The organism is Oceanobacillus sp. Castelsardo, from assembly GCF_001659985.1.
GTDB lineage: Bacteria > Bacillota > Bacilli > Bacillales > Amphibacillaceae > Oceanobacillus.
The window spans coordinates 305,951-325,229 of record NZ_LYCS01000003.1; the positions used below are offsets into that span (position 1 = coordinate 305,951).

A 19,279-nucleotide genomic window follows, 5' to 3' on the forward strand; every position below is an offset into this window, starting at 1 on the left:
TCTAAACCACCTTTAATATTGAATTTCATCTTTGCTAGCAGTCAGTTTCTGAATAATCACTGTAACGATTAAAGTTATGATCAGTAATAAGAACCCTATTGCACTACCATAGCCAAAATTATAACTGGAGAATGCCAATTTATACATATAGGATGCCATTACTTCACTTGCACCATTTGGTCCGCCACTTGTCATAACATAAATTAGGTCAAAGTACTTCAAAGATCCAACTATAGATAAGACAATGGTCACTTTAAATACATTCATAATTAGAGGGACTTTAATTTTTAATGCGATTTGCAGTGGTGTTGCTCCATCAATTTTAGCTGCTTCAATTAATGATTCTGGAATATTCTTTAGTGCAGCATAGTAGATTAAGATATAAAATCCAGCATATTGCCAAATAATCGGAATAAAGATAGCATAAAGTACAATGCTTGGATCAGCTAACCATGCTGGAGGATTATCAATGCCAAACCACATTAAAATGCTATTCAGCATACCATTTGAAGGATTATAAATTTTAATCCATAGTTGCGCAATAGCAACAGAAGATAAAAGCATAGGTATCAAATATATTTTTCTCAAAAGGTTTGCGCCTTTAATTTTAGAAGCTAATATTAATGCAACTGCTAAATACCCTATTAAACTAATTGCAGAAAACAATGCTAACAAAAAGGAATGTAATGTACTTTCCCAAAACTTTGAATCCTGTAATGCAGCAATATAATTATTTAAACCAATAAATTCCATCGCTCCTATTCCATCCCAGTCCATTAATCCGAAATATCCGGATAGAATTAATGGAATAACAATAAGTACTACAATTAAAAGGAGGGCAGGAAAAGTATATAGAAAGATTATCCATTTATTGGACATTACTTTATTCATATCACACAACCCCATAACTTTATTAAGATTGGAAAAGGACTATCCATTATTTAATAAGGATACGTCCTTTTCTATTTCAATTAATTAAATGAATTACAAATCTAATCTATGAGTTTTATTACTCTGCTGCAAGTGCATCTTCTTGCGTCTTCGCAAATTCTTCTGGTGTTATTTCGCCACCAAATAGTGCTTGAATCATATCTAAGTGTACTTGGGCTACATCAGCACTCATTTGAACGTCAGCATATAAAGTAATATTCGTTGCTGAATTTAAATCATTCAAAACATCTACATACATTTGTGGAAGATCTAGAGAATCGACATTAACTTTTGTAGCAGGAATAATTCCTACATCTGTTACTGCTCTTTCTCCCCATTGTTGTACAAAGTAAGAAGTAAATGCTTTTGCTTCTTCTTTGACATCGGAATTTTCAGAAACAAATAATCCTACTCCAGGGCCACCTACATAGCTATTTGTATCTCCCATTCCATCCACAGATGGGAATTTGAAATAACCTACCGAGTCTCTAAATTCTTGTGGAATATCTTCGTTTGTTGTAAAGTTTGGAAGATCCCAAGTTGCGATTAAGTACATTGCTGCTTGTTCTCCCATAAACATACTTTTTGCTTCCTCATCAGCAAGACCATTAAATCCTTGGACAAAAGAATCTTCATTTACTAATTTTTGAACTTCATCAGCTGCTTGAACTAATGCCGGGTCCTCAAAAGATCCTTCACGCTCAATTGCTTTTGTCAATACATCTTCGTCTCCGCCAAGTCTATTAGCTAAATACATATACCACATGGAACCTGTCCATGCATCTCTATTACCAAGTGCAATTGGATTCACACCGTTTTCATTTAATGTAGTGACTATTTCTTTTAATTCATCTAATGTTTGTGGTTCTTCTAAACCATACTCATCAAATATTTTTTTGTTATAAAAAATGGTAGAAATATTTAGCTCTAATGGTAGCCCATAAGTTGTATCATCAACAGAAAATGCTTCTGTTGTTCCTGATACAAAGCTATCCGATAAATCGCTTTCAACTATGTCATCAAGTGGTGCATACATATTACCTTTTACATATGGTTCCATATATCCAGCTGCCCATGTCATACCAACGTCAGGTAATTCATCAGATGTAGAAAGAACTTTTATTTTATCTTTGTATTGCTCATTACTTAGGACTTCTAAGTCTATCTTAATATCCGGATTCTCTTTCTCGAAATCTGCTATGATTTCATTTACGACTTTATGGTGCTGAGCAGAACTACCTTCTGGCCATAAATGCATGAATTTCACAGTTTTAGCACCTGAAGCAGACTCACTTTCTTTATCTTCGTCGTCTCCACCACAAGCAGCTAGTATTACTACAGAAACTAGAAACACCACCATAATTGTAATCGCTTTCTTTAATTTCATAATAAACCCCCTCCAAGTTATTATTTTTCGCTTATGTTATATAAGCTTGTTTTTATAATAGCAAAATGAACATCGTTTGTCTAGTGGATGAACAAAGTTTGTTTTTATGTTATGATAGTGTCATGCTATACTATTTAAAAACTGGAGAAAGAGTTGAAAGTCAATGAAGCAGAAAAAAACGTGGAATCAACATGTTGTAAAAAAAGAAAACAAAGCATTAGTTCTAGAGAAAATAATAGAGAACTCCCCTATCTCAAGAGCAGATATAGCTAGCTCCACTGGCTTAAATAAAGGAACGGTCTCTTCTCTAGTAAATGAGTTACTAGAGGAACAATTAATATACGAATCAGGACCCGGTAAATCTAGTGGTGGTAGAAGACCAGTAATGTTACTTTTTAATCAAGTAGCTGGTTATTCCATTGGGATTGATTTAGGTGTTAATTATATTTTAGGCGTACTAACTGACTTAAAAGGTAATATATGTTCAGAGAAGAAAGTATCATTTAACAACTTAACGTATGAAGAAATACTTGATAAATTATTTAAAATCATTGACAGCCTTATCTCTTCTACCACATCTAGCCCATATGGAATTGTAGGAATTGGGATTGGTGTTCCTGGAGTTGTAGATAGTTACAAGAAAATCTTACTTGCTCCCAACCTAAATTGGAGAAATGTAGATTTAAAAGCAGTACTAGTAGAGAAGTATAATATCCCTGTCATAATAGAAAATGAAGCAAATGCTGGAGCGTATGGTGAGAAAAAATTTGGAGTTGGAAAAAACCATAATAATATTGTCTATGTAAGTGTTGGTATTGGGATTGGTGTTGGCCTTATTTTAAACGGAAACCTGTATAGTGGAAATAATGGCTTTTCTGGAGAATTGGGCCATATGACGATTGAAGTGAATGGAACAAAATGCAGCTGTGGAAATCAAGGTTGCTGGGAGTTATATGCTTCGGAAAAATCTTTATTACTAGATGCAAAACGGTCTGACTTACAAAATACAGAAGATTTCAGCCTAGAAACAATTATTGATCGTGCTAATTCTGGAGAATCTGACTCTATACACTTATTTGAAAAAACCGGAAAATATTTAGGTGTAGGTATTAACAATATAATTAATATATTTAACCCTGAACAGGTTATTATTGGTAATCGTATGGCAGAGGCCGAAAAATGGATAAGGAAACCATTAATTGATTGGATTAAAAATCAAACGTTATGGTTTAGCCAGAAAGATCTTAAAGTAGACTTTTCCAACCTATTAACTCACTCAACCGCATTAGGAGTTGCAGCCTTTTCTGCTGAGGACTTTTTATATCATAATATATACAATGATGACATTTCAGTAATTTAAATTGCTTCATAAATAGCATGATAGTATAGCATTGTAGTCTCTGGTCTATTTAAACCTAATAGACCTTCTATTTTTCACATTAAGTAAGGGTTTTCTTTAATACTAAAAAATTGACCGAGGTGAAGGTACATGTCAACAATACAAAATCCAATCTTAACAGGGTTTAACCCAGATCCTAGCATTTGTCGTGCAGGTGAAGATTATTATATTGCGGTATCCACATTTGAATGGTTCCCAGGAGTAGGAATCTACCATTCTAAAGATTTAAAAAACTGGCGTTTAGTTTCTAGACCATTAAACCGTTTAAGTCAATTAAATATGATGGGAAACCCAGATTCTGGTGGTATTTGGGCTCCAGCGCTTTCCTATAGTGATGGTAAGTTCTGGCTCATTTATACAGATGTTAAAGTAACGGAAGGACAGTGGAAAGATAGCCATAATTACCTTGTTACTTGCGATACAATTGATGGTGAATGGTCCGAACCAATTCACATAAATAGCTCTGGGTTTGACCCTTCTCTATTCCACAATGATGATGGAAGAAAATATTTCCTAAATATGCTTTGGGATCATCGCATCGGCAATCATAATTTTTATGGTATTGTACTGCAAGAATATGATGCAGAAAAGCAAAAGCTTGTTGGTAAAAAAGAAGTTATTTTCAAAGGTACTGACATAAAATTAACGGAAGCACCGCATCTGTACAAATTGAATGGCTATTATTACCTGTTAACAGCAGAAGGTGGCACCAAGTATGATCACCAAGCAACCATTGCACGTTCCAAAGACCTTTTAGGGCCATACGAAGTACATCCTGATAACCCATTAATCTCATCTTTTGCACATCCAAGAAATCCATTGCAAAAAGCAGGGCATGCGTCTATTGTACAAACACACACAGACGAATGGTTCTTGGTTCATTTAACAGGCCGTCCATTACCAAAAGAAGGACAACCTTTACTAGACCCACGCGGATTTTGCCCACTTGGCCGCGAAACTGCGATTCAACGGTTAGAGTGGAAAAATGCTTGGCCTTATATCGTTGGTGGAAACCAGCCTTCCCTAGAAATAGAAGGTCCAACTATTGACGAAGTAAAATGGGAACCCGATTACAATGAAAAAGATGATTTTGATTCGGATAAACTAAATTTAAATTTCCAAACCTTACGAATTCCTTTAGGAGAGAACATTGTTTCATTAAAAGATAATCCAGGCCACTTACGACTATATGGTAGGGAATCTTTAACTTCTAAATTTACACAAGCTCATGTAGCAAGACGTTGGCAGCACTTCAACTTCACAGCAGAAACAAAAGTAGCATTCAAACCAGAATCCTTCCAGCAAGCTGCTGGGATCGTCAATTACTATAATACAGAAAACTGGACTGCCCTTCAGATTACTTGGAATGAAGAAAAGGGAAGAGTACTTGATCTAACAACATGTGATAACTTTACCTTTAATCAACCTCTTCAAGGTAATGAAATTGTGATACCTAAGGACGTGGAATATGTTTACCTTCGCGTCGATGTGAAAACGAACATTTATCAATATTCGTATTCCTTTGACGGTGACAATTGGGAAAGGATCCCTGTAGAATTCTACTCCTACAAACTATCTGATGATTATATCCGTGGCGGTGGATTCTTCACCGGCGCATTTGTTGGGATGCAGTGTCAAGATACTTCTGGTGAAGGAAAGGCTGCAGACTTTGATTATTTTGTTTACAAGCCTGAAGAAAAATAGGTTAAAAATACCCTAAGCATATCGGTATGCTTAGGGATTTTTAATTAAAATAGATTTAAAACAAAACAGAATAGTCCACCTAAAATAGCTGAAATTGGGAGGGTAATAACCCAAGTAATGACCATCCGCTTCGCTACTCCCCAGTTAACTCCTTTAACACGATGCGATGATCCCACACCTAGAATTGCTGAGGAAATAACATGGGTAGTACTTACAGGTAAATGAATTAAAGTTGCCCCAAAGATTACAGCAGCACCCGTCAAATCAGCCGCTACCCCATTCACTGGGCGTATTTTCATAATCTTTCCACCAACCGTTTTAATAATTCTCCAACCACCAACTGACGTTCCGAGCGCCATTGCTGTAGCACAAGATAATTGAACCCAGAAAGGTACATCTGTCGTATCGTGTAAACCGCCGACAATCAATGCCATCGTAATAATCCCCATTGACTTTTGAGCATCATTTGTCCCATGGGCATAGGATTGAACAGCTGCAGTTAATATTTGTACTCTACGGAAGCGTTTGTTTGTCTTGGCAAGATTAGCATTTTTGAAAAGAACTTTAATAATGGCGTATAGTAAGTAACCGACAACAAATGCAATAATCGGTGAAAGAAGAAGTCCTTCTAAAATGGATAAAAAACCACCGAAATGAACAGCTTGAAGGCCGGCTGCAACAATGACAGCACCAGTTATTGCTCCAATAATCGCATGGGATGAACTACTCGGAATTCCAAAATACCAAGTGATTAAATTCCAAGCAATTGCAGCAAATAAAGCCCCCAGGATAACAGTTAGGCCATTTTCCAATTCAAATGGATCGGCAATTCCACTTGTAATCGTCTGTGCAACACCTGTAAATGTTAACGCACCAACAAAGTTCATGATTGCGGCAAGTATAATTGCCTTTCTTGGCGATAAGGCCCTTGTTGATACAGATGTTGCAATGGCGTTAGCAGTATCATGAAAACCATTGATGAAATCAAAGACTAATGCAAATATGACAATTAATATGATAACTAATTCCATTGGTTATCCCTCATCACGCGTTTTTCATCATAATACTTTGAAGTGTACTTGCAACATCCTGACAACAATCAGAAATATCCTCCAACGTATCATATATTTCTTTATATTGAATGACCTTAATTGGGTCCTTTTCATTTTGGAAAAGGTCCTTCAACGAGTCATGATACAAGCCGTCACATTTACTCTCATAATCCTTAATCTGAATCGCATGGCTTTCCAAATCCTTCAATCGTCCATTTGCTAATAATTCTAAGGAGGTTACTATTTCCTTCGAACACTTATGAATATAATCTGTGAATCGATTCATAAATTCATTAGAGGATAGGATCTGGAAAATTTCCATATAAGCGGTAAATTCCTCCATCCCATCAACAATATCATCCAAATTCATTGTTAATTGGAGAATATCTTCCCTCTCAATAGGTGTAATAAATGTGTCATTTAAATCCTTGATGATGGTATGTACCTTATCATCTGCAATGGATTCGTATTCTTTAATTTTTTCTGCAAACTCCTTCAGTGTTTCAGCGTCTTTTACCTTGTACTCCACAAAGTACTCTACTGTTTTGTCTAGATGTGTAGCAAAGTCTACTAAGTAAAGTAGAAATTTATCAGGTTCTCTTTTGAACATGCTGTATCCTCCAATGTCTACATCCCTAATTCATGTTTATTTATCTTCCCCAATCAATTGGGTATTATGAATAAAAAGGAATTGTAAAATATATCTGAATGAAATTACCTAACAATATTACCATTACCATATAAAAAAATAAAAGGAAGAAGACTCCTGTTTATTACAGAAATCATCTTCCTTTTACTTTGTAACCATTATATAGGGTCCATACTCTGGAAAATTCAATCCCTTATTCGTTTTCATTCCAAGGAATAACTTTTTCAACGGTTTGGTTATCGTTGTATTTATTCGTTTTGACTAAATCACCTACAAGTTTTTGACCTTTACTACCGTAGGCTTCTTCTATTTCATTCCATTGCCAAAGTGGATCGAATTCGATAACAAAGTCCTTATCTTCAAGGTATTCATACTCCATTTTCAACTCAAAAGAACCATCAGGCTTAATTTGCGCTGTATCTCTATTGCTTCCAAATGACCCTTTAATTTCGGCTCCCTCAAGTAAATTACTTCTACCTTGCAAATAATAAAATTCCTTGTCTTCGGTAATTTCATCTACCTCAATCCATACACGTGGGTCACCATAGTCCTCAGGAAGTTCATTCCACTCTGGTACTGCAAAGGTTAAATCCGATTTATTACTCGGATCATAATGAACACTTACTTCAGCTTTTTTCAGAATATCGCCAAAGACTTCATGTTTATATATAATGGGCCCTTCTAATTTCTGGCCTTTATCGCCATAGTGTCTAAGTACTGGGTCATCTTGAACATTATCAAAGTCAAAGCGTACAACAATTTCAGCTTCCCCATATTGATGATGCTCTAGCTCCATCGTAAAACTTCCATCATCTTGAACCAATTCTGTCGTATCCGCAAATACTTCATCTTCGGAAACATACAATTCTCCTACAAGTCTTGACCCTGGTATGAGGTTACTTTGCCCTTCAATAACAAATTTACCGTCCTGTTCTATTACTTTTCCACCCAATTCAATTACAAAATCCCCTAAATCTTGGGATTTCCCCTTCTTATCGTTCTTTTCTTCAGCAGATACCTCTTTACTATCCTTATTATCCGCATTACTACTCGATTTATTTTCACTTGTGCCACATGCACCTAACACTAATAAACAAAGGAATAAACTAATGATTCCATACCATTTCTTATTCAAATCGGATCCCCCCCTATTATCTTAAATTTATAATAATTTCTACTCTTCGATTTTTTGCTTGTCCTTTTTCATTTTCATTTGACGAAATTGGCTTCGTCTCTCCATGACCAACCGTTGTCATGTTTGCTTCCGATAACTCGCCTTGATCCATTAAGTACGCTTTAACTTCCTCTGCCCGCTTTTCAGATAACTCTTGGTTATATTTGCTATCCCCTACATTATCCGTGTGGCCACTTATCTCAATTTCTATGTCCTTATCAAAGGTTTGCAATGTTTTTCCTATTTCTGCTAACAGGTTTTTAGACTCTTCCTTTAACTCAAACTCATCAAAATCGAATAATAGATGATCTGGTACAAGCATCGTTACCTCAGGACCATCAATCTTTAATTCCACATTATCTGGAACACTTATTTCGGTAGATTCTAGTTTTTCTTCTATGACAATAGATTGATTATCATTGTACTTATTCTTCTCTACTAAATTTCCTACTAGTTTTTGGCCTTTAGCTCCATATGTTTCTTCTATAATATTCCACTGACTCCAATGAGCAGGGTCAAATTCAATGACAAAACTAGCATCTTCTTTATATTCATATTCAAACATCATATCAAAGGAACCATCTGGTTTAACACTTGCTTCAGCATTGCTCCCAGCATATTTCCCTCTTAACTTACTTCCTTCTAATAAGTTACTTTTTCCGTGTAAATAAAAATACGCTTCATCATTATTGATTTCAAGCACTTCCATCCAGACTCTTGGATCACCCATATCCTCTGGAGTCGGATGCCAGTCTGGCTCTTTGAACTGTCTTACTGCTAGTTCTTCACCTGGTACAAATGTAGTCTCTACTTTTGCCATTTGATAAATATTTTGTGGCGAACCTCCACCAACTTCTCCTTCGTGTTTATAAATATAAGGACCTGTTAGCTCCTGCCCACGGTCACCGTAATGCCTTATAATCGCATCATCTTGATGACCATCAAAATGGAATTTCACTTCTACTTTTGTTTCTTTCTTAAGATCATGGTGAGGGATTTCCAAATAAAAGCTTCCATCTTCTTGTACTAACTCGGTTGAATCCGCAAAATATTCTTCTTCACCCACAGAAACTTCACCAATTACTCTGGCACCAGGGATTAGATTACTTTTCCCATGAATTTGGATGGCATCTTCTGTTTCTACCATTTCCCCACCTAAAACAATATGATAATCCCCTATCGATTGATCTATATCATTTTCGTTATCCTCTGTTTCATTCTCGGATTCTTTATCCATTTCCTTTTCAGGTTCTTTTGTCACTTTTTCTAAATTCTCATCTACTTCTTCCTTCTCTTTTTCAGGAAGTTCTTCTGTAGCATTTGTTTCTTCAGCTTCCACACTTTCCTTTTCTACTTCTTTTGACTCACGATCCCCACTAGTTTCCGTACCTTCAGAATTACAGCCAGTTAGGAATATGATTAACATAGTCAAAAAAAGGGTGATAAACACTTTGCCTTTCATCACCAATCCCCATCCCCTTTTTTCAAACGATAGTAAATTTTAATTAGAACTATTGATTCAGTTAGGTCGTTTTTATCCTAACAAAAATACCGAATCTTCAAAAGGGCATTTAATCATGAGGATATTTAATTATAAATAGGAACAAGCCTACTTATATTGGTAAATTATACCTAAATTATTCCGTTCCATTTTTCTATTTGTTTCGCATAATTGTATATAAATAACAATAGAATTTCCTAATAAGACAAAGTAAAATAAGAATTAGGGAATTATTTACACAAAGGAGTGAGTCTATATTGATTATCGTTACGACTGAAAATATAGCAAACCATAAAGTTACAGAAGTAATAGGGCCGGTATTTGGTTTGACTGTAAGAGCAAGAGGACTTGGAAAGGATATTGTTGCTTCTTTTAAAGGACTTGTAGGCGGAGAAATAAATCAATATACCGAAATGCTTGAAGATGCAAGAAAGCAGGCCATTGACCGAATGGTAAAAAATGCCCAAGCCATGGGGGCAGATGCGATTATTATGATGCGCTTCGACTCAGGAGAAGTTGGTCAAAACATGAGTGAAATCATCGCATATGGAACAGCTGTCAAGGTGGAAAGGGTATAACCGATGGCGTGGATTTTTGGTTTTTACGGTATTCAGCTCATTATATTGATTGTCCTCGTTATTGGATCGTGGTTTATATGGGATCGGCGTTTCAAATCAAAGCACGGACAAAAGGTACCAAAAGGATTTATTCAAACGAATGAGGTGTCCATTGATCCGACCACCCATAAGCGGTTAGTTGTTTATTTTAACCCTGAAACAGGTGAACGCTTTTATAAAGAAGAAGAGAACAAGCATTAAAAGAGCCAGGGGGACAGGTCCATCGTCTCAAAATCACTAATGCCGACCGGGACGAGGTACCTGTCCCTATGGCTCTTTTTCAATGTTCGTTATGTTGATGTTCCGTGTCATCCTTGGGTAGTTCAGTTGGTACTTGTGATTCTGTCCCAGGTTCTACAAGTAGAAATTGACCCATCATTCCTTCATCTTCATGTTTTAATAAATGGCAATGATACATAAGAGGGTAATTAAGGTCAGTATGGTTACCGAACTCTACAGCAAGTCTAACCTTTGCTCCAGCAGGGACAAACACGGTATCCTTTCTTCCTCTTTCGTAATCATTTGGCTCTTTATCATTTATGTCTAGTACTCGAAACGCAGCATCATGGATATGGAAATTATGTTCCGGCCCGAAATTGTGAATTTCCCATATTTCCTTAGCACCAGCGGGAACCACTTCATCTATTCGATACATATCCATCAATTTGTCATTAATCTCGTTCTCCATCGTCAATTTAAATTGACGCACCTTCGCATCTTCCGGTACCTCTATTGGTGGTACGCTAGAAAGCTGCTCACTTATTGGAGATGATTCTGTTAATTCAGAAGCTGCAACCACTTTTAACAAGTCGAATTCACCACTTTGAATACCAGCTCCACCGCTATAACTACGAAGAACTGTCTCCTCGCCCGGCTCAAATTCAACGACAATTTCTGCGCGTTCTCCCGGACTTAGCATGAAACGATCTAATGTAACAGGTTCATTTAGAAGGCCGGCATCATTTGCTACAAGTTGGAATGACCGACCATCTGTAAAGCCGAAATTATAGGCTCTCGCATTGGAACCATTAAGCAATCGAAAACGAACTTGACTAGCTGTGACTTCAAGAAAAGGGTCGTATGTTCCATTTACAAGAATTTCATCACCAAGGGTACCATAGGGTGTATCATCATCCTCTGAAAACTGCCCATCACTTGTAAACAATTTATCCTGTACGATGAGTGGGATGTCATCTACACCATAATTAGAAGGTAGTTTCTCGGAATCCTCATCATCGATAATAAACATACCTGCAAGTCCGCGATACACATGCTGTGCTGTTTTACCATGCAGGTGAGGATGGTACCAAGTCGTAGCAGACGGCTGGTCAATGGTCCAATGAGGTGACCATGTCTCTCCATCTTCAATCATCTGATGCGGACCACCATCCATCGCTGGAGGTAACATCATTCCATGCCAATGCAACGTGGATGTTTCTCCCAACTGATTAGCTACATCAAAGGAAACTTTATCACCACGTGAAACTCGAATTGTAGGGCCAAGATAAGAACCATTGATTCCCCAAGTATCTGTCTCCTTCCCTGGTAAAAACTCTGTCGTTCCTGGTTTCATCGCTAAGGTAAAATGTTTCGTACCGTCCGATTCAATGGTAGGCTCTAAAAGCTCTGGTATTTTTAACGCTTGTTCAAACTCTAGCTTACCTACATTTGTTACAGTTTCTTCGCTACTACATCCAGCCACTCCGAAAATAAGTAATAAACCGAGTAAGAATATTAATCTATGATATGATTTCAATGTTTTGCTTAACTTCCTTTCTATTCCATTAACAAAGTTACTAAAACTATTATACTATTATAGTAACACTTATTACTTTGACGGAAAATAACTAAAGGTCACTGCCATTAAAGTGAAGTGAGTTTCGTTTAAAGGTATATCTTAGTACTTGACATCTTGAATGGCATACGAATTGATATTAACATAGTACTCAGATAATATTATTGAACTTTTGCATAAAAAAAGACGTTCATTTTGAGATCGCCTCATTGTATTATTGAACCAAATAGTTCACTAAATTATTATGGTCCCGTGAATGCTTGTAAAAGGTAAGCAAAAGCCAAAACAAATCCATTGCCTAATATACCAATAATTAAAAAGATAAGGCGTTTAGATAGTAACCAAGAAAATATAGCAAATAAAACACCCAGAATGGATAAAATCACAAAAATAGTAATAATAAAATAAACGTCGGCACCAGGTCCTCTTTCGATATAGAAAAATATGATACTTATTATCACTGTTAATGTAGATGTAACACCTAAAATGCTTCCTGTTTTTCTCTTATTCAAAAAAATACCCCCTCTTAATTCAATAACCACCTTTTTAAAATCCTTCCACCATTTACTATTAAACCAATAAGTAACCAAATAAAAACACTTAAAATAGGCATTAATTGAAGAATATATGTTCCAAATAAACCATTCCCATAAAAGATAACCAGACAGCACAGGGTATCACTAAACTTTTTATTGAATGTAACCAATTAAATTCATTGTTATTTTTTCGTAGTATTCTATCGGTAATAATAAACAAAATTGCTGCAACCAAACTATAATAGAGTAATATAAGACCAAAAAAGAAGTGTAAAATACCCGATATAATTACTTCAGTTTTTTCATTATTAGCTTTTCCCGATATAAATTCCCCTATTTTATCACTAATAATGGAAGTCAGTACACCATAGATTAAAATTACTGGAAAGCTGTACATTAAATAAACTGGTGTTGCTATTATAAATGCGAATAAATAATCTGTTACTGAACTTATATCTTCTCCAAACGGATTTGGAACAATTAAACCCAGTAATATTGCAAATAATGACCCAGAAACTGATGCTGAAATAACTTTTCTTGATATAACCGTATTCACTTAAAACCACATCCTTTACTCCTTCTTAAAGTAACGAACCAGTTAATTCAAAAAAATGATTGAATTGAGATAAATATAGCAATAGCTATATACAGATATCCAAATCCTTTTTTTCCCTTATTGAATTCATCTAATCCCATCACTAATATAAGTAACCCCAAGAAAAAAATCATAAGGGGTTGTAATACAAAATTATCAGCTAACAATCCATAACCTGCCAACAATAGAATTATTACACTTAAAATGATTCGTATAATTTTTAATCCCTTTATTTCTTTATTTTGTTTATATTCTTCTCTTCGTTGTCCTTTACTTGATAAAAGAGAAATAACTACAATAATTACTATGAAAAAAACTAGTTGGAAAATTATATCTTCTATGTTTATTCTATCAATTGCTGTTAACAAATAAATAATAAATTCCTCCCTCGTCCTCTTAATGTACCAAAGAATCCAATACCTTTCTTCTAGTAAACTGTCGGTTAACTAATATTTTGTTTCCATACTAACATAGTATTAAAATAATATTATTGTTATTTTTAAAAGAAAAAGCCGACCGCCTTCAGACCGCCCTGTTGTACTATTGCACCAGTTAGTATGAAGTTTCTATGTCATTTGAAGATATTTTCGAATTACACCCAATAACAGAACCCTTTTCAATAATAGGCAGTGAACTATTCTCCCAATGACAGCGCTTGCAAAATAAAAGAAAAAGGAGTATGCTAGATTCATAGGCTAATTTGTCGAAAGTTCGATAAACCTGGCACTAAACATAACAATTTTAACTACATGGGGGAATATATAAATGATCTATGCAAATCCAAACACTGAAGGTGCTTTAGTAAACTTCAAAGAGCAATATGAAAACTTTATTGGTGGAGAGTGGGTTGCACCAGTAAAAGGGCAATACTTGGATGTAATTTCTCCAGTAACAGGTAAAGTTTTCACCAAAGTACCTCGTTCTTCTGCAGAAGATGTTGATTTAGCACTTGATGCAGCACATGCAGCTAAAGATGCTTGGGGGAAATCAACTGTAGCTTACCGCGCGCAAATTTTAAATAAAATTGCTGATCGTATTGAAGAAAACCTGGAATTGATTGCTGTTGCAGAAACTTGGGACAATGGTAAAGCAGTACGTGAAACATTAAATGCAGATATTCCTTTATTAGTTGATCACTTCCGTTATTTTGCAGGTGCTATTCGTGCACAAGAAGGAGGAATTAGTGAAATTGATGGTGATACAGTAGCTTATCACTTCAATGAGCCACTGGGCGTAGTTGGTCAAATTATTCCTTGGAACTTCCCACTTCTTATGGCTGCATGGAAAATCGCACCAGCTTTAGCAGCAGGGAACTGTATCGTTCTAAAACCTGCTGAACAGACACCTGCTTCTATCAGTGTATTTTTGGAAATTATCCAAGATATTTTACCAAAAGGTGTATTAAACATCGTTCAGGGTACAGGTTTGGAAGTAGGTAAGCCACTTGCAACGAACACACGTATCGCCAAAATTGCGTTTACTGGTTCAACAGCAGTGGGTCGCTCTATTATGCAATATGCTACAGAAAACATCATTCCAGTTACATTAGAGCTTGGTGGTAAATCACCTAATATCTTCTTCCCAGACGTTATGGATAAGGATGATGAATTTTTAGATAAAGCAATTGAAGGTTTCGTATTATTCGCACTTAACTCAGGCGAAGTTTGTACTTGTCCTTCACGTGCGTTAGTTCATGAATCCATTTATGATAAATTCATGGAAAAAGTGATGGAACGCATTAAGGCAATTAAAATAGGTAATCCATTAGACACAGAAGTAATGATGGGGGCACAAGCTTCTCAACAACAATTAGATAAGATCCTTTCTTATATCGAAATCGGCAAAGATGAAGGCGCAGAATTATTAATTGGAGGTTACCAAAACAAATTAGAAGGTGACCTAGAGGAAGGTTACTATGTTGCTCCTACAGTATTCAAAGGTGATAACAAAATGCGTATCTTCCAAGAAGAAATCTTTGGTCCAGTATTATCTGTAACAACTTTCAAAGATTTCGATGAAGCAATTGAAATTGCTAACGATACGTTATACGGCTTAGGTGCTGGTGTATGGTCTCGTAGTGGAGAAACTGCTTACCGTGCAGGTCGTGCCATCGAAGCGGGTCGTGTATGGACTAACACATACCACCAATATCCGGCTCACGCGGCATTCGGCGGTTACAAACAATCCGGTGTTGGTCGTGAAAACCATCAAATGATGCTTAGCCACTATCAACAAACTAAGTGTATTTTAGTTGGCTATAATAAAGGATCTATGGGATTCTTCTAAAATGAAGAAGGTCATAGCAACAGAAGCAGCTCAAGGCTTAATCAAACAATTGCAGGAACAGCACGGAAAACTTATATTTATTCATTCAGAAGGTTGTTGTGATGGAACTTCACCAATCTGTATGACAGAAGAAGACTTCTATCTTGGTAGCCGAGATGAACAAATTGGGGAAATTTTGGACGTGCCGTATTATATGCACACTTCCAATCAATCATATTGGCAGCATATGCAAATTGTCATTGATGTTGTAAATACACTTGGAAATTCCTTTTCATTAGAAAGCCAACATGATAAATCCTTTATTATTCGTTCTAGGAAATTGGATGGTTAACTATAATAGTACAATCCCCCTAATCGCTTCAATGGAGATTAGGGGGATTTCTTTAGTTACAGGCGTTTATCTTAAGCTGATAATTTTATATCCTTTTCTCTTTTTCTCTTAAATGAATATAGAGTAAATAATACAATAAACCATACAGGTGTTAGTAATAAGGCCGGGCGAGTTTCCTTGGCAAATAGCATAATGATAAGTACCATAGCAAACAATGTTAGTACTGCATAATTAACAAAAGGAGTTAACGGTGCTTTAAATGTTGATTTTGCTTGTAATTCAGGGCGCTCTTTCTTGTATCTTATATGACAAATTAAAATGATACCCCAAACCCAAATAAAACAAATAGCACTAATGGTTGTCACGATTCCAAATGCTTGTTCCGGAATTAGCTTACTCAAAAGAGCACCTACAGATACGACAATCGTCGAAATCCATAACGCATTACTTGGTACATGATTTTTATTTAATTTCGCCATTTTGCTAGGTGCCTGTCCATTACTACTTAAACTAAAAAGAATTCGGCTCGTTGAAAACATTCCACTATTACAAGCTGAGGCAGCAGAAGTTAATACAACAAAGTTAATAATCCCAGCTGCAAGCGGAATCCCAATTAAACTAAACGTTTTAACAAAAGGACTTTCTGATGCATTAAGCTCCGTCCACGGGTTAATTGATAAAAGAATAATAAGTGCACCAACGTAGAAAAAGAGTATTCGAAAAGGAATTTTATTAATTGCTGACGGAATATTTTTTTCCGGATTAGCTGTTTCCGCTGCCGATACACCGACTAGTTCCACACCAACATAGGCAAAGACAACCATTTGGAATGAAAGTAAGAAACCCGAAACTCCATTCGGAAATAGTCCCCCATGCTCCCACAGATTATTAACGGTAACTATTCCAGCATCTGTCTTGGAGCCCATCACCAGCATGAACACGCCAATGCCAATCAATGCAAGAATCGTAACAACCTTGATTAAGGCAAACCAAAACTCTAATTCTCCAAAAAGCTTCACAGTTAGTAGGTTCAGTCCTAATAAAATGAGCAAACATATAACAGCAGGTACCCATTGTGGAATATCAAACCAATACCTTACGTATACACCAACCGCAATAATATCTGCCATAGCCGTCATAATCCAACAAAACCAATACGTCCAACCAGTTACGAACGCTACCCGAGGTCCTAGATAGTCCTGGGCAATATCTGTAAGGGATTGATACCCTGCCTTAGACAATAGAAGTTCTCCAAGCGCCCTCATCACAAAAAAGAGCGCAATTCCTACGATTAAATAAGCAAATACAATGGAAGGCCCCGCAAGTTGGATGGCTTTACCCGACCCTAAAAACAATCCTGTACCAATCGTGCCACCAATCGCAATTAATTGTACATGCCGACTTGCTAAATCCTTCTTTAATCCTTGTTGTGCCAATATTATCTCCTCCTAAAGTTTTGCTTAGCCAGTAACAAGGAGCAGAAAAAAAGAGATTGGATGTCCTCCAATCTCTTAGTCATAAGAATAGCAAATATCATTTGTTACGCCAATGATGATTAGCTTAACAAATACATATTCATTACTCTTCTGTCCTTTTGCCTGAGATTGTGAACCCTTCGGCGCCGCTGAATCCAGCGGTCTCTCCAGAAGCTGCTCCCGCTATAGTGTGACCCATAGCATTCATAGCTTGCTTAATATTAAATTATCTTAAATAATAGTTGCGCTTATGCGTTAGAGGAAAGTTTATACTTTCTTCACTACCTAAAAATTGTTTCTGAATAATAGTAAATTATAAAACTGCTAAAAACATTTGTCAACAATAAAATTCTACTCAAATTCCCTAGTCGAGAAGTGCATTTACCTATGAGTTGCGGATTGACGATTATTTCTCCTCATACCGCAACTCATACACCCTATGGGTTGCGGTAGGGCGTTTTTTCTTCGCATTCCGCTACTCATACACCTTATGAGTTGCGGTAGGGCGTTTTTTTCTTCGCATTCAGCTACTCATACACCTTATGAATTGCGGAAGGGTGTTTTTTTCTTCGCACTCCGCCACTCATACACCTTATGAGTTGCGGTAGCACGTTTTTTCTACACATTCCGCAACTCATACACCTTATGAATTGCGGAAGGGTGTTTTTTTCTTCGCACTCCGCTACTCATACACCTTATGAGTTGCGGTAGCACGTTTTTTTCTACACATTCCGCAACTCATCCACCTTATGAATTGCGGAAGGGCGTTTTTTTCTTCGCACTCAAGCACTCAACCGACTTATGACTGGCGAAGAAAAACAAATCTAAATTTGTATTTCTTCGGAATGCTTTATGCTATAATCCTTTGCAAAATCTTTAAACAAATGTACGACTGGGCTTACATATCTGTTCTTTATGGATGCCATATAAATGACACGTTCATACGGTGGGTTTATAATCGATAACACCTTTACATCGAAATGCTTCAGCATCCAAATATTTGGCATCAAAGCGATTCCGTAATCCATTGAAACCAAGCCAACAGCTGCACTATCTTCCTCGACTTCATAAGCAATTTTAGGATAGATACGCGCCTCTTTAAATAAAAGATCAACGATACCACGAAGACCACTTTTTTTGTTAAAAGATACAAAAGGATATGGTTCCGTTTCTTTTAGGTCAATACTTGTGTAATCTGCTAAAGGATGGTTAGAAGGGACAACAAGGACCAATTCTTGTTTAAACAATGGTATAAAATCAACTTCTTGTTCTTGTTCAACATACGAACAAAATGCCAGATCATATTTATCTGATTTAAGGCCTTCGATTAAACTCTGAGTGGTTCCCTGGCTGAATGAAAATGAAATATCTTGATGTTTTTCGTGACGGAGGAAGTTCTTGACCATGATAGGTACAAATTTTGAACCGAGGGTATAGATAAAGGACAAATCAATTTTCCCTTTATTTGGACTTATCAAGTCATCCAGTGTTCGTTTCCCCTCCTCAAGCGTCTTTAGGGACTGATCGACATATTCCAAAAATATATATCCATACTTTGTTAGACGAATGTTCCGACCATTCCGTTCAAAAAGATAGACCCCAAGCTCCTTCTCTAATTCTGAAATGGCGTAGGTTAAGCTTGGTTGAGCTATCGACAACTGTTCTGCAGCCAATGTATAATGCTTCACCTCCGCCAATAGACGAAAATACTCAAGGTGTTTTAAGTTCATAGATCTCCACTCCTCCCTCTCATAGAATTTTTCTATAAAAATCATAGAATTTATTAGATTTATTTATTATTATATAACTGTTATAATAATTATCAAAAGTTTAAATAGTTGGAATTTT

General features: G+C 36.3%; 18 protein-coding genes and 1 riboswitch. Of the genes, 6 read left to right on the forward strand and 12 right to left on the reverse strand.

The window, feature by feature from the left end; genetic code table 11:
- Positions 1-12 precede the first annotated feature (12 nt).
- Together A9178_RS08175 and A9178_RS08180 are read right to left on the reverse strand one after the other, a co-directional pair.
- On the reverse strand, positions 13-891 hold the full coding sequence (locus A9178_RS08175; protein WP_068674191.1) for a carbohydrate ABC transporter permease: 879 nt from the start codon (positions 889-891) through the stop codon (positions 13-15).
- A 118-nt stretch (positions 892-1,009) separates the two neighbouring features.
- Positions 1,010-2,317, reverse strand: coding sequence for an extracellular solute-binding protein (locus A9178_RS08180; RefSeq protein WP_068674192.1), 1,308 nt, complete (start codon positions 2,315-2,317; stop codon positions 1,010-1,012).
- 163 nt (positions 2,318-2,480) lie between these two features.
- On the opposite strand from A9178_RS08180, the gene A9178_RS08185 reads away from it, so the two are divergent.
- Both A9178_RS08185 and A9178_RS08190 read left to right on the forward strand, forming a co-directional pair.
- A complete protein-coding gene (locus A9178_RS08185; RefSeq protein WP_068674194.1) occupies positions 2,481-3,677 on the forward strand; it encodes an ROK family transcriptional regulator in 1,197 nt (398 codons plus the stop codon).
- A gap of 129 nt (positions 3,678-3,806) precedes the next feature.
- Positions 3,807-5,420 (forward strand): glycoside hydrolase family 43 protein, encoded by a 1,614-nt coding sequence (locus A9178_RS08190; RefSeq protein WP_068674197.1) that lies wholly within the window; start codon positions 3,807-3,809, stop codon positions 5,418-5,420.
- 44 nt (positions 5,421-5,464) lie between these two features.
- Here A9178_RS08190 and A9178_RS08195 read toward each other — a convergent pair whose 3' ends face one another.
- The 4 genes from A9178_RS08195 to A9178_RS08210 form a co-directional block, all read right to left on the reverse strand.
- Complete coding sequence (locus tag A9178_RS08195; RefSeq protein WP_068674199.1) at positions 5,465-6,451, reverse strand: inorganic phosphate transporter; 987 nt, start codon at positions 6,449-6,451, stop codon at positions 5,465-5,467.
- A 13-nt stretch (positions 6,452-6,464) separates the two neighbouring features.
- Entirely contained in the window at positions 6,465-7,082 is a 618-nt protein-coding gene (locus A9178_RS08200; RefSeq protein WP_068674200.1) for a DUF47 domain-containing protein, read from the reverse strand.
- Positions 7,083-7,314: 232 nt separating this feature from the next.
- Positions 7,315-8,256 carry a hypothetical protein gene (locus A9178_RS08205; protein WP_068674202.1) on the reverse strand — a complete coding sequence of 314 codons (942 nt, stop codon included), beginning with the start codon at positions 8,254-8,256 and terminating at the stop codon, positions 7,315-7,317.
- 16 nt (positions 8,257-8,272) lie between these two features.
- On the reverse strand, positions 8,273-9,757 hold the full coding sequence (locus A9178_RS08210; RefSeq protein WP_231889814.1) for an OmpA family protein: 1,485 nt from the start codon (positions 9,755-9,757) through the stop codon (positions 8,273-8,275).
- A 296-nt stretch (positions 9,758-10,053) separates the two neighbouring features.
- Between A9178_RS08210 and A9178_RS08215 the strand changes: the two genes are divergently transcribed.
- Both A9178_RS08215 and A9178_RS08220 read left to right on the forward strand, forming a co-directional pair.
- On the forward strand, positions 10,054-10,374 hold the full coding sequence (locus A9178_RS08215; RefSeq protein ID WP_068674206.1) for a YbjQ family protein: 321 nt from the start codon (positions 10,054-10,056) through the stop codon (positions 10,372-10,374).
- Positions 10,375-10,377: 3 nt separating this feature from the next.
- The gene (locus tag A9178_RS08220; protein ID WP_068674208.1) at positions 10,378-10,614 is read left to right on the forward strand and encodes a hypothetical protein; all 237 of its coding nucleotides are present in this window, start codon (positions 10,378-10,380) and stop codon (positions 10,612-10,614) included.
- A gap of 79 nt (positions 10,615-10,693) precedes the next feature.
- Here A9178_RS08220 and A9178_RS08225 read toward each other — a convergent pair whose 3' ends face one another.
- The 4 genes from A9178_RS08225 to A9178_RS19315 all read right to left on the reverse strand — a co-directional run bounded on the left by A9178_RS08225 (position 10,694) and on the right by A9178_RS19315 (position 13,707).
- Complete coding sequence (locus A9178_RS08225) at positions 10,694-12,169, reverse strand: multicopper oxidase family protein (RefSeq protein WP_082918136.1); 1,476 nt, start codon at positions 12,167-12,169, stop codon at positions 10,694-10,696.
- A gap of 281 nt (positions 12,170-12,450) precedes the next feature.
- Positions 12,451-12,720: a hypothetical protein gene (locus A9178_RS08230; RefSeq protein ID WP_068674212.1), complete on the reverse strand. Its 270-nt coding sequence runs from the start codon at positions 12,718-12,720 to the stop codon at positions 12,451-12,453.
- A 100-nt stretch (positions 12,721-12,820) separates the two neighbouring features.
- The gene (locus A9178_RS08235) at positions 12,821-13,300 is read right to left on the reverse strand and encodes a hypothetical protein (RefSeq protein WP_068674214.1); all 480 of its coding nucleotides are present in this window, start codon (positions 13,298-13,300) and stop codon (positions 12,821-12,823) included.
- A 47-nt stretch (positions 13,301-13,347) separates the two neighbouring features.
- Positions 13,348-13,707, reverse strand: coding sequence for a hypothetical protein (locus A9178_RS19315; protein ID WP_231889809.1), 360 nt, complete (start codon positions 13,705-13,707; stop codon positions 13,348-13,350).
- 397 nt (positions 13,708-14,104) lie between these two features.
- Here A9178_RS19315 and exaC point away from each other — a divergent pair, with 397 nt between their 5' ends.
- Positions 14,105-15,625, forward strand: a complete 1,521-nt coding sequence (gene exaC, locus A9178_RS08245) for an acetaldehyde dehydrogenase ExaC (RefSeq protein ID WP_068674217.1) — start codon at positions 14,105-14,107, stop codon at positions 15,623-15,625.
- Position 15,626: 1 nt separating this feature from the next.
- Positions 15,627-15,956, forward strand: a complete 330-nt coding sequence (locus A9178_RS08250; protein ID WP_068674219.1) for a DUF779 domain-containing protein — start codon at positions 15,627-15,629, stop codon at positions 15,954-15,956.
- A 71-nt stretch (positions 15,957-16,027) separates the two neighbouring features.
- On the opposite strand, the gene A9178_RS08255 is transcribed toward A9178_RS08250, so the two are convergent.
- Together A9178_RS08255 and A9178_RS08260 are read right to left on the reverse strand one after the other, a co-directional pair.
- Positions 16,028-17,392, reverse strand: coding sequence for an amino acid permease (locus tag A9178_RS08255; protein ID WP_068674221.1), 1,365 nt, complete (start codon positions 17,390-17,392; stop codon positions 16,028-16,030).
- Between the two features lie 140 nt (positions 17,393-17,532).
- Positions 17,533-17,612, reverse strand: a riboswitch (glycine riboswitch).
- Positions 17,613-18,255: 643 nt separating this feature from the next.
- On the reverse strand, positions 18,256-19,161 hold the full coding sequence (locus A9178_RS08260) for a LysR family transcriptional regulator (RefSeq protein ID WP_068674223.1): 906 nt from the start codon (positions 19,159-19,161) through the stop codon (positions 18,256-18,258).
- Positions 19,162-19,279: the final 118 nt, after the last annotated feature.

Excerpts from the sequence above, each read along its gene's own strand:
- A9178_RS08195 (WP_068674199.1), bottom strand. The coding sequence starts at position 6,451 with ATGGAATTAGTTATCATATTAATTGTCATATTTGCATTAGTCTTTGAT.
- A9178_RS08200 (WP_068674200.1), bottom strand. The coding sequence starts at position 7,082 with ATGTTCAAAAGAGAACCTGATAAATTTCTACTTTACTTAGTAGACTTT.
- A9178_RS08250 (WP_068674219.1), top strand. The coding sequence starts at position 15,627 with ATGAAGAAGGTCATAGCAACAGAAGCAGCTCAAGGCTTAATCAAACAA.
- A9178_RS08175 (WP_068674191.1), bottom strand. The coding sequence starts at position 891 with ATGAATAAAGTAATGTCCAATAAATGGATAATCTTTCTATATACTTTT.
- A9178_RS08185 (WP_068674194.1), top strand. The coding sequence starts at position 2,481 with ATGAAGCAGAAAAAAACGTGGAATCAACATGTTGTAAAAAAAGAAAAC.
- A9178_RS08260 (WP_068674223.1), bottom strand. The coding sequence starts at position 19,161 with ATGAACTTAAAACACCTTGAGTATTTTCGTCTATTGGCGGAGGTGAAG.
- A9178_RS08220 (WP_068674208.1), top strand. The coding sequence starts at position 10,378 with ATGGCGTGGATTTTTGGTTTTTACGGTATTCAGCTCATTATATTGATT.
- A9178_RS08180 (WP_068674192.1), bottom strand. The coding sequence starts at position 2,317 with ATGAAATTAAAGAAAGCGATTACAATTATGGTGGTGTTTCTAGTTTCT.
- A9178_RS08190 (WP_068674197.1), top strand. The coding sequence starts at position 3,807 with ATGTCAACAATACAAAATCCAATCTTAACAGGGTTTAACCCAGATCCT.
- A9178_RS08210 (WP_231889814.1), bottom strand. The coding sequence starts at position 9,757 with ATGAAAGGCAAAGTGTTTATCACCCTTTTTTTGACTATGTTAATCATA.
- exaC (WP_068674217.1), top strand. The coding sequence starts at position 14,105 with ATGATCTATGCAAATCCAAACACTGAAGGTGCTTTAGTAAACTTCAAA.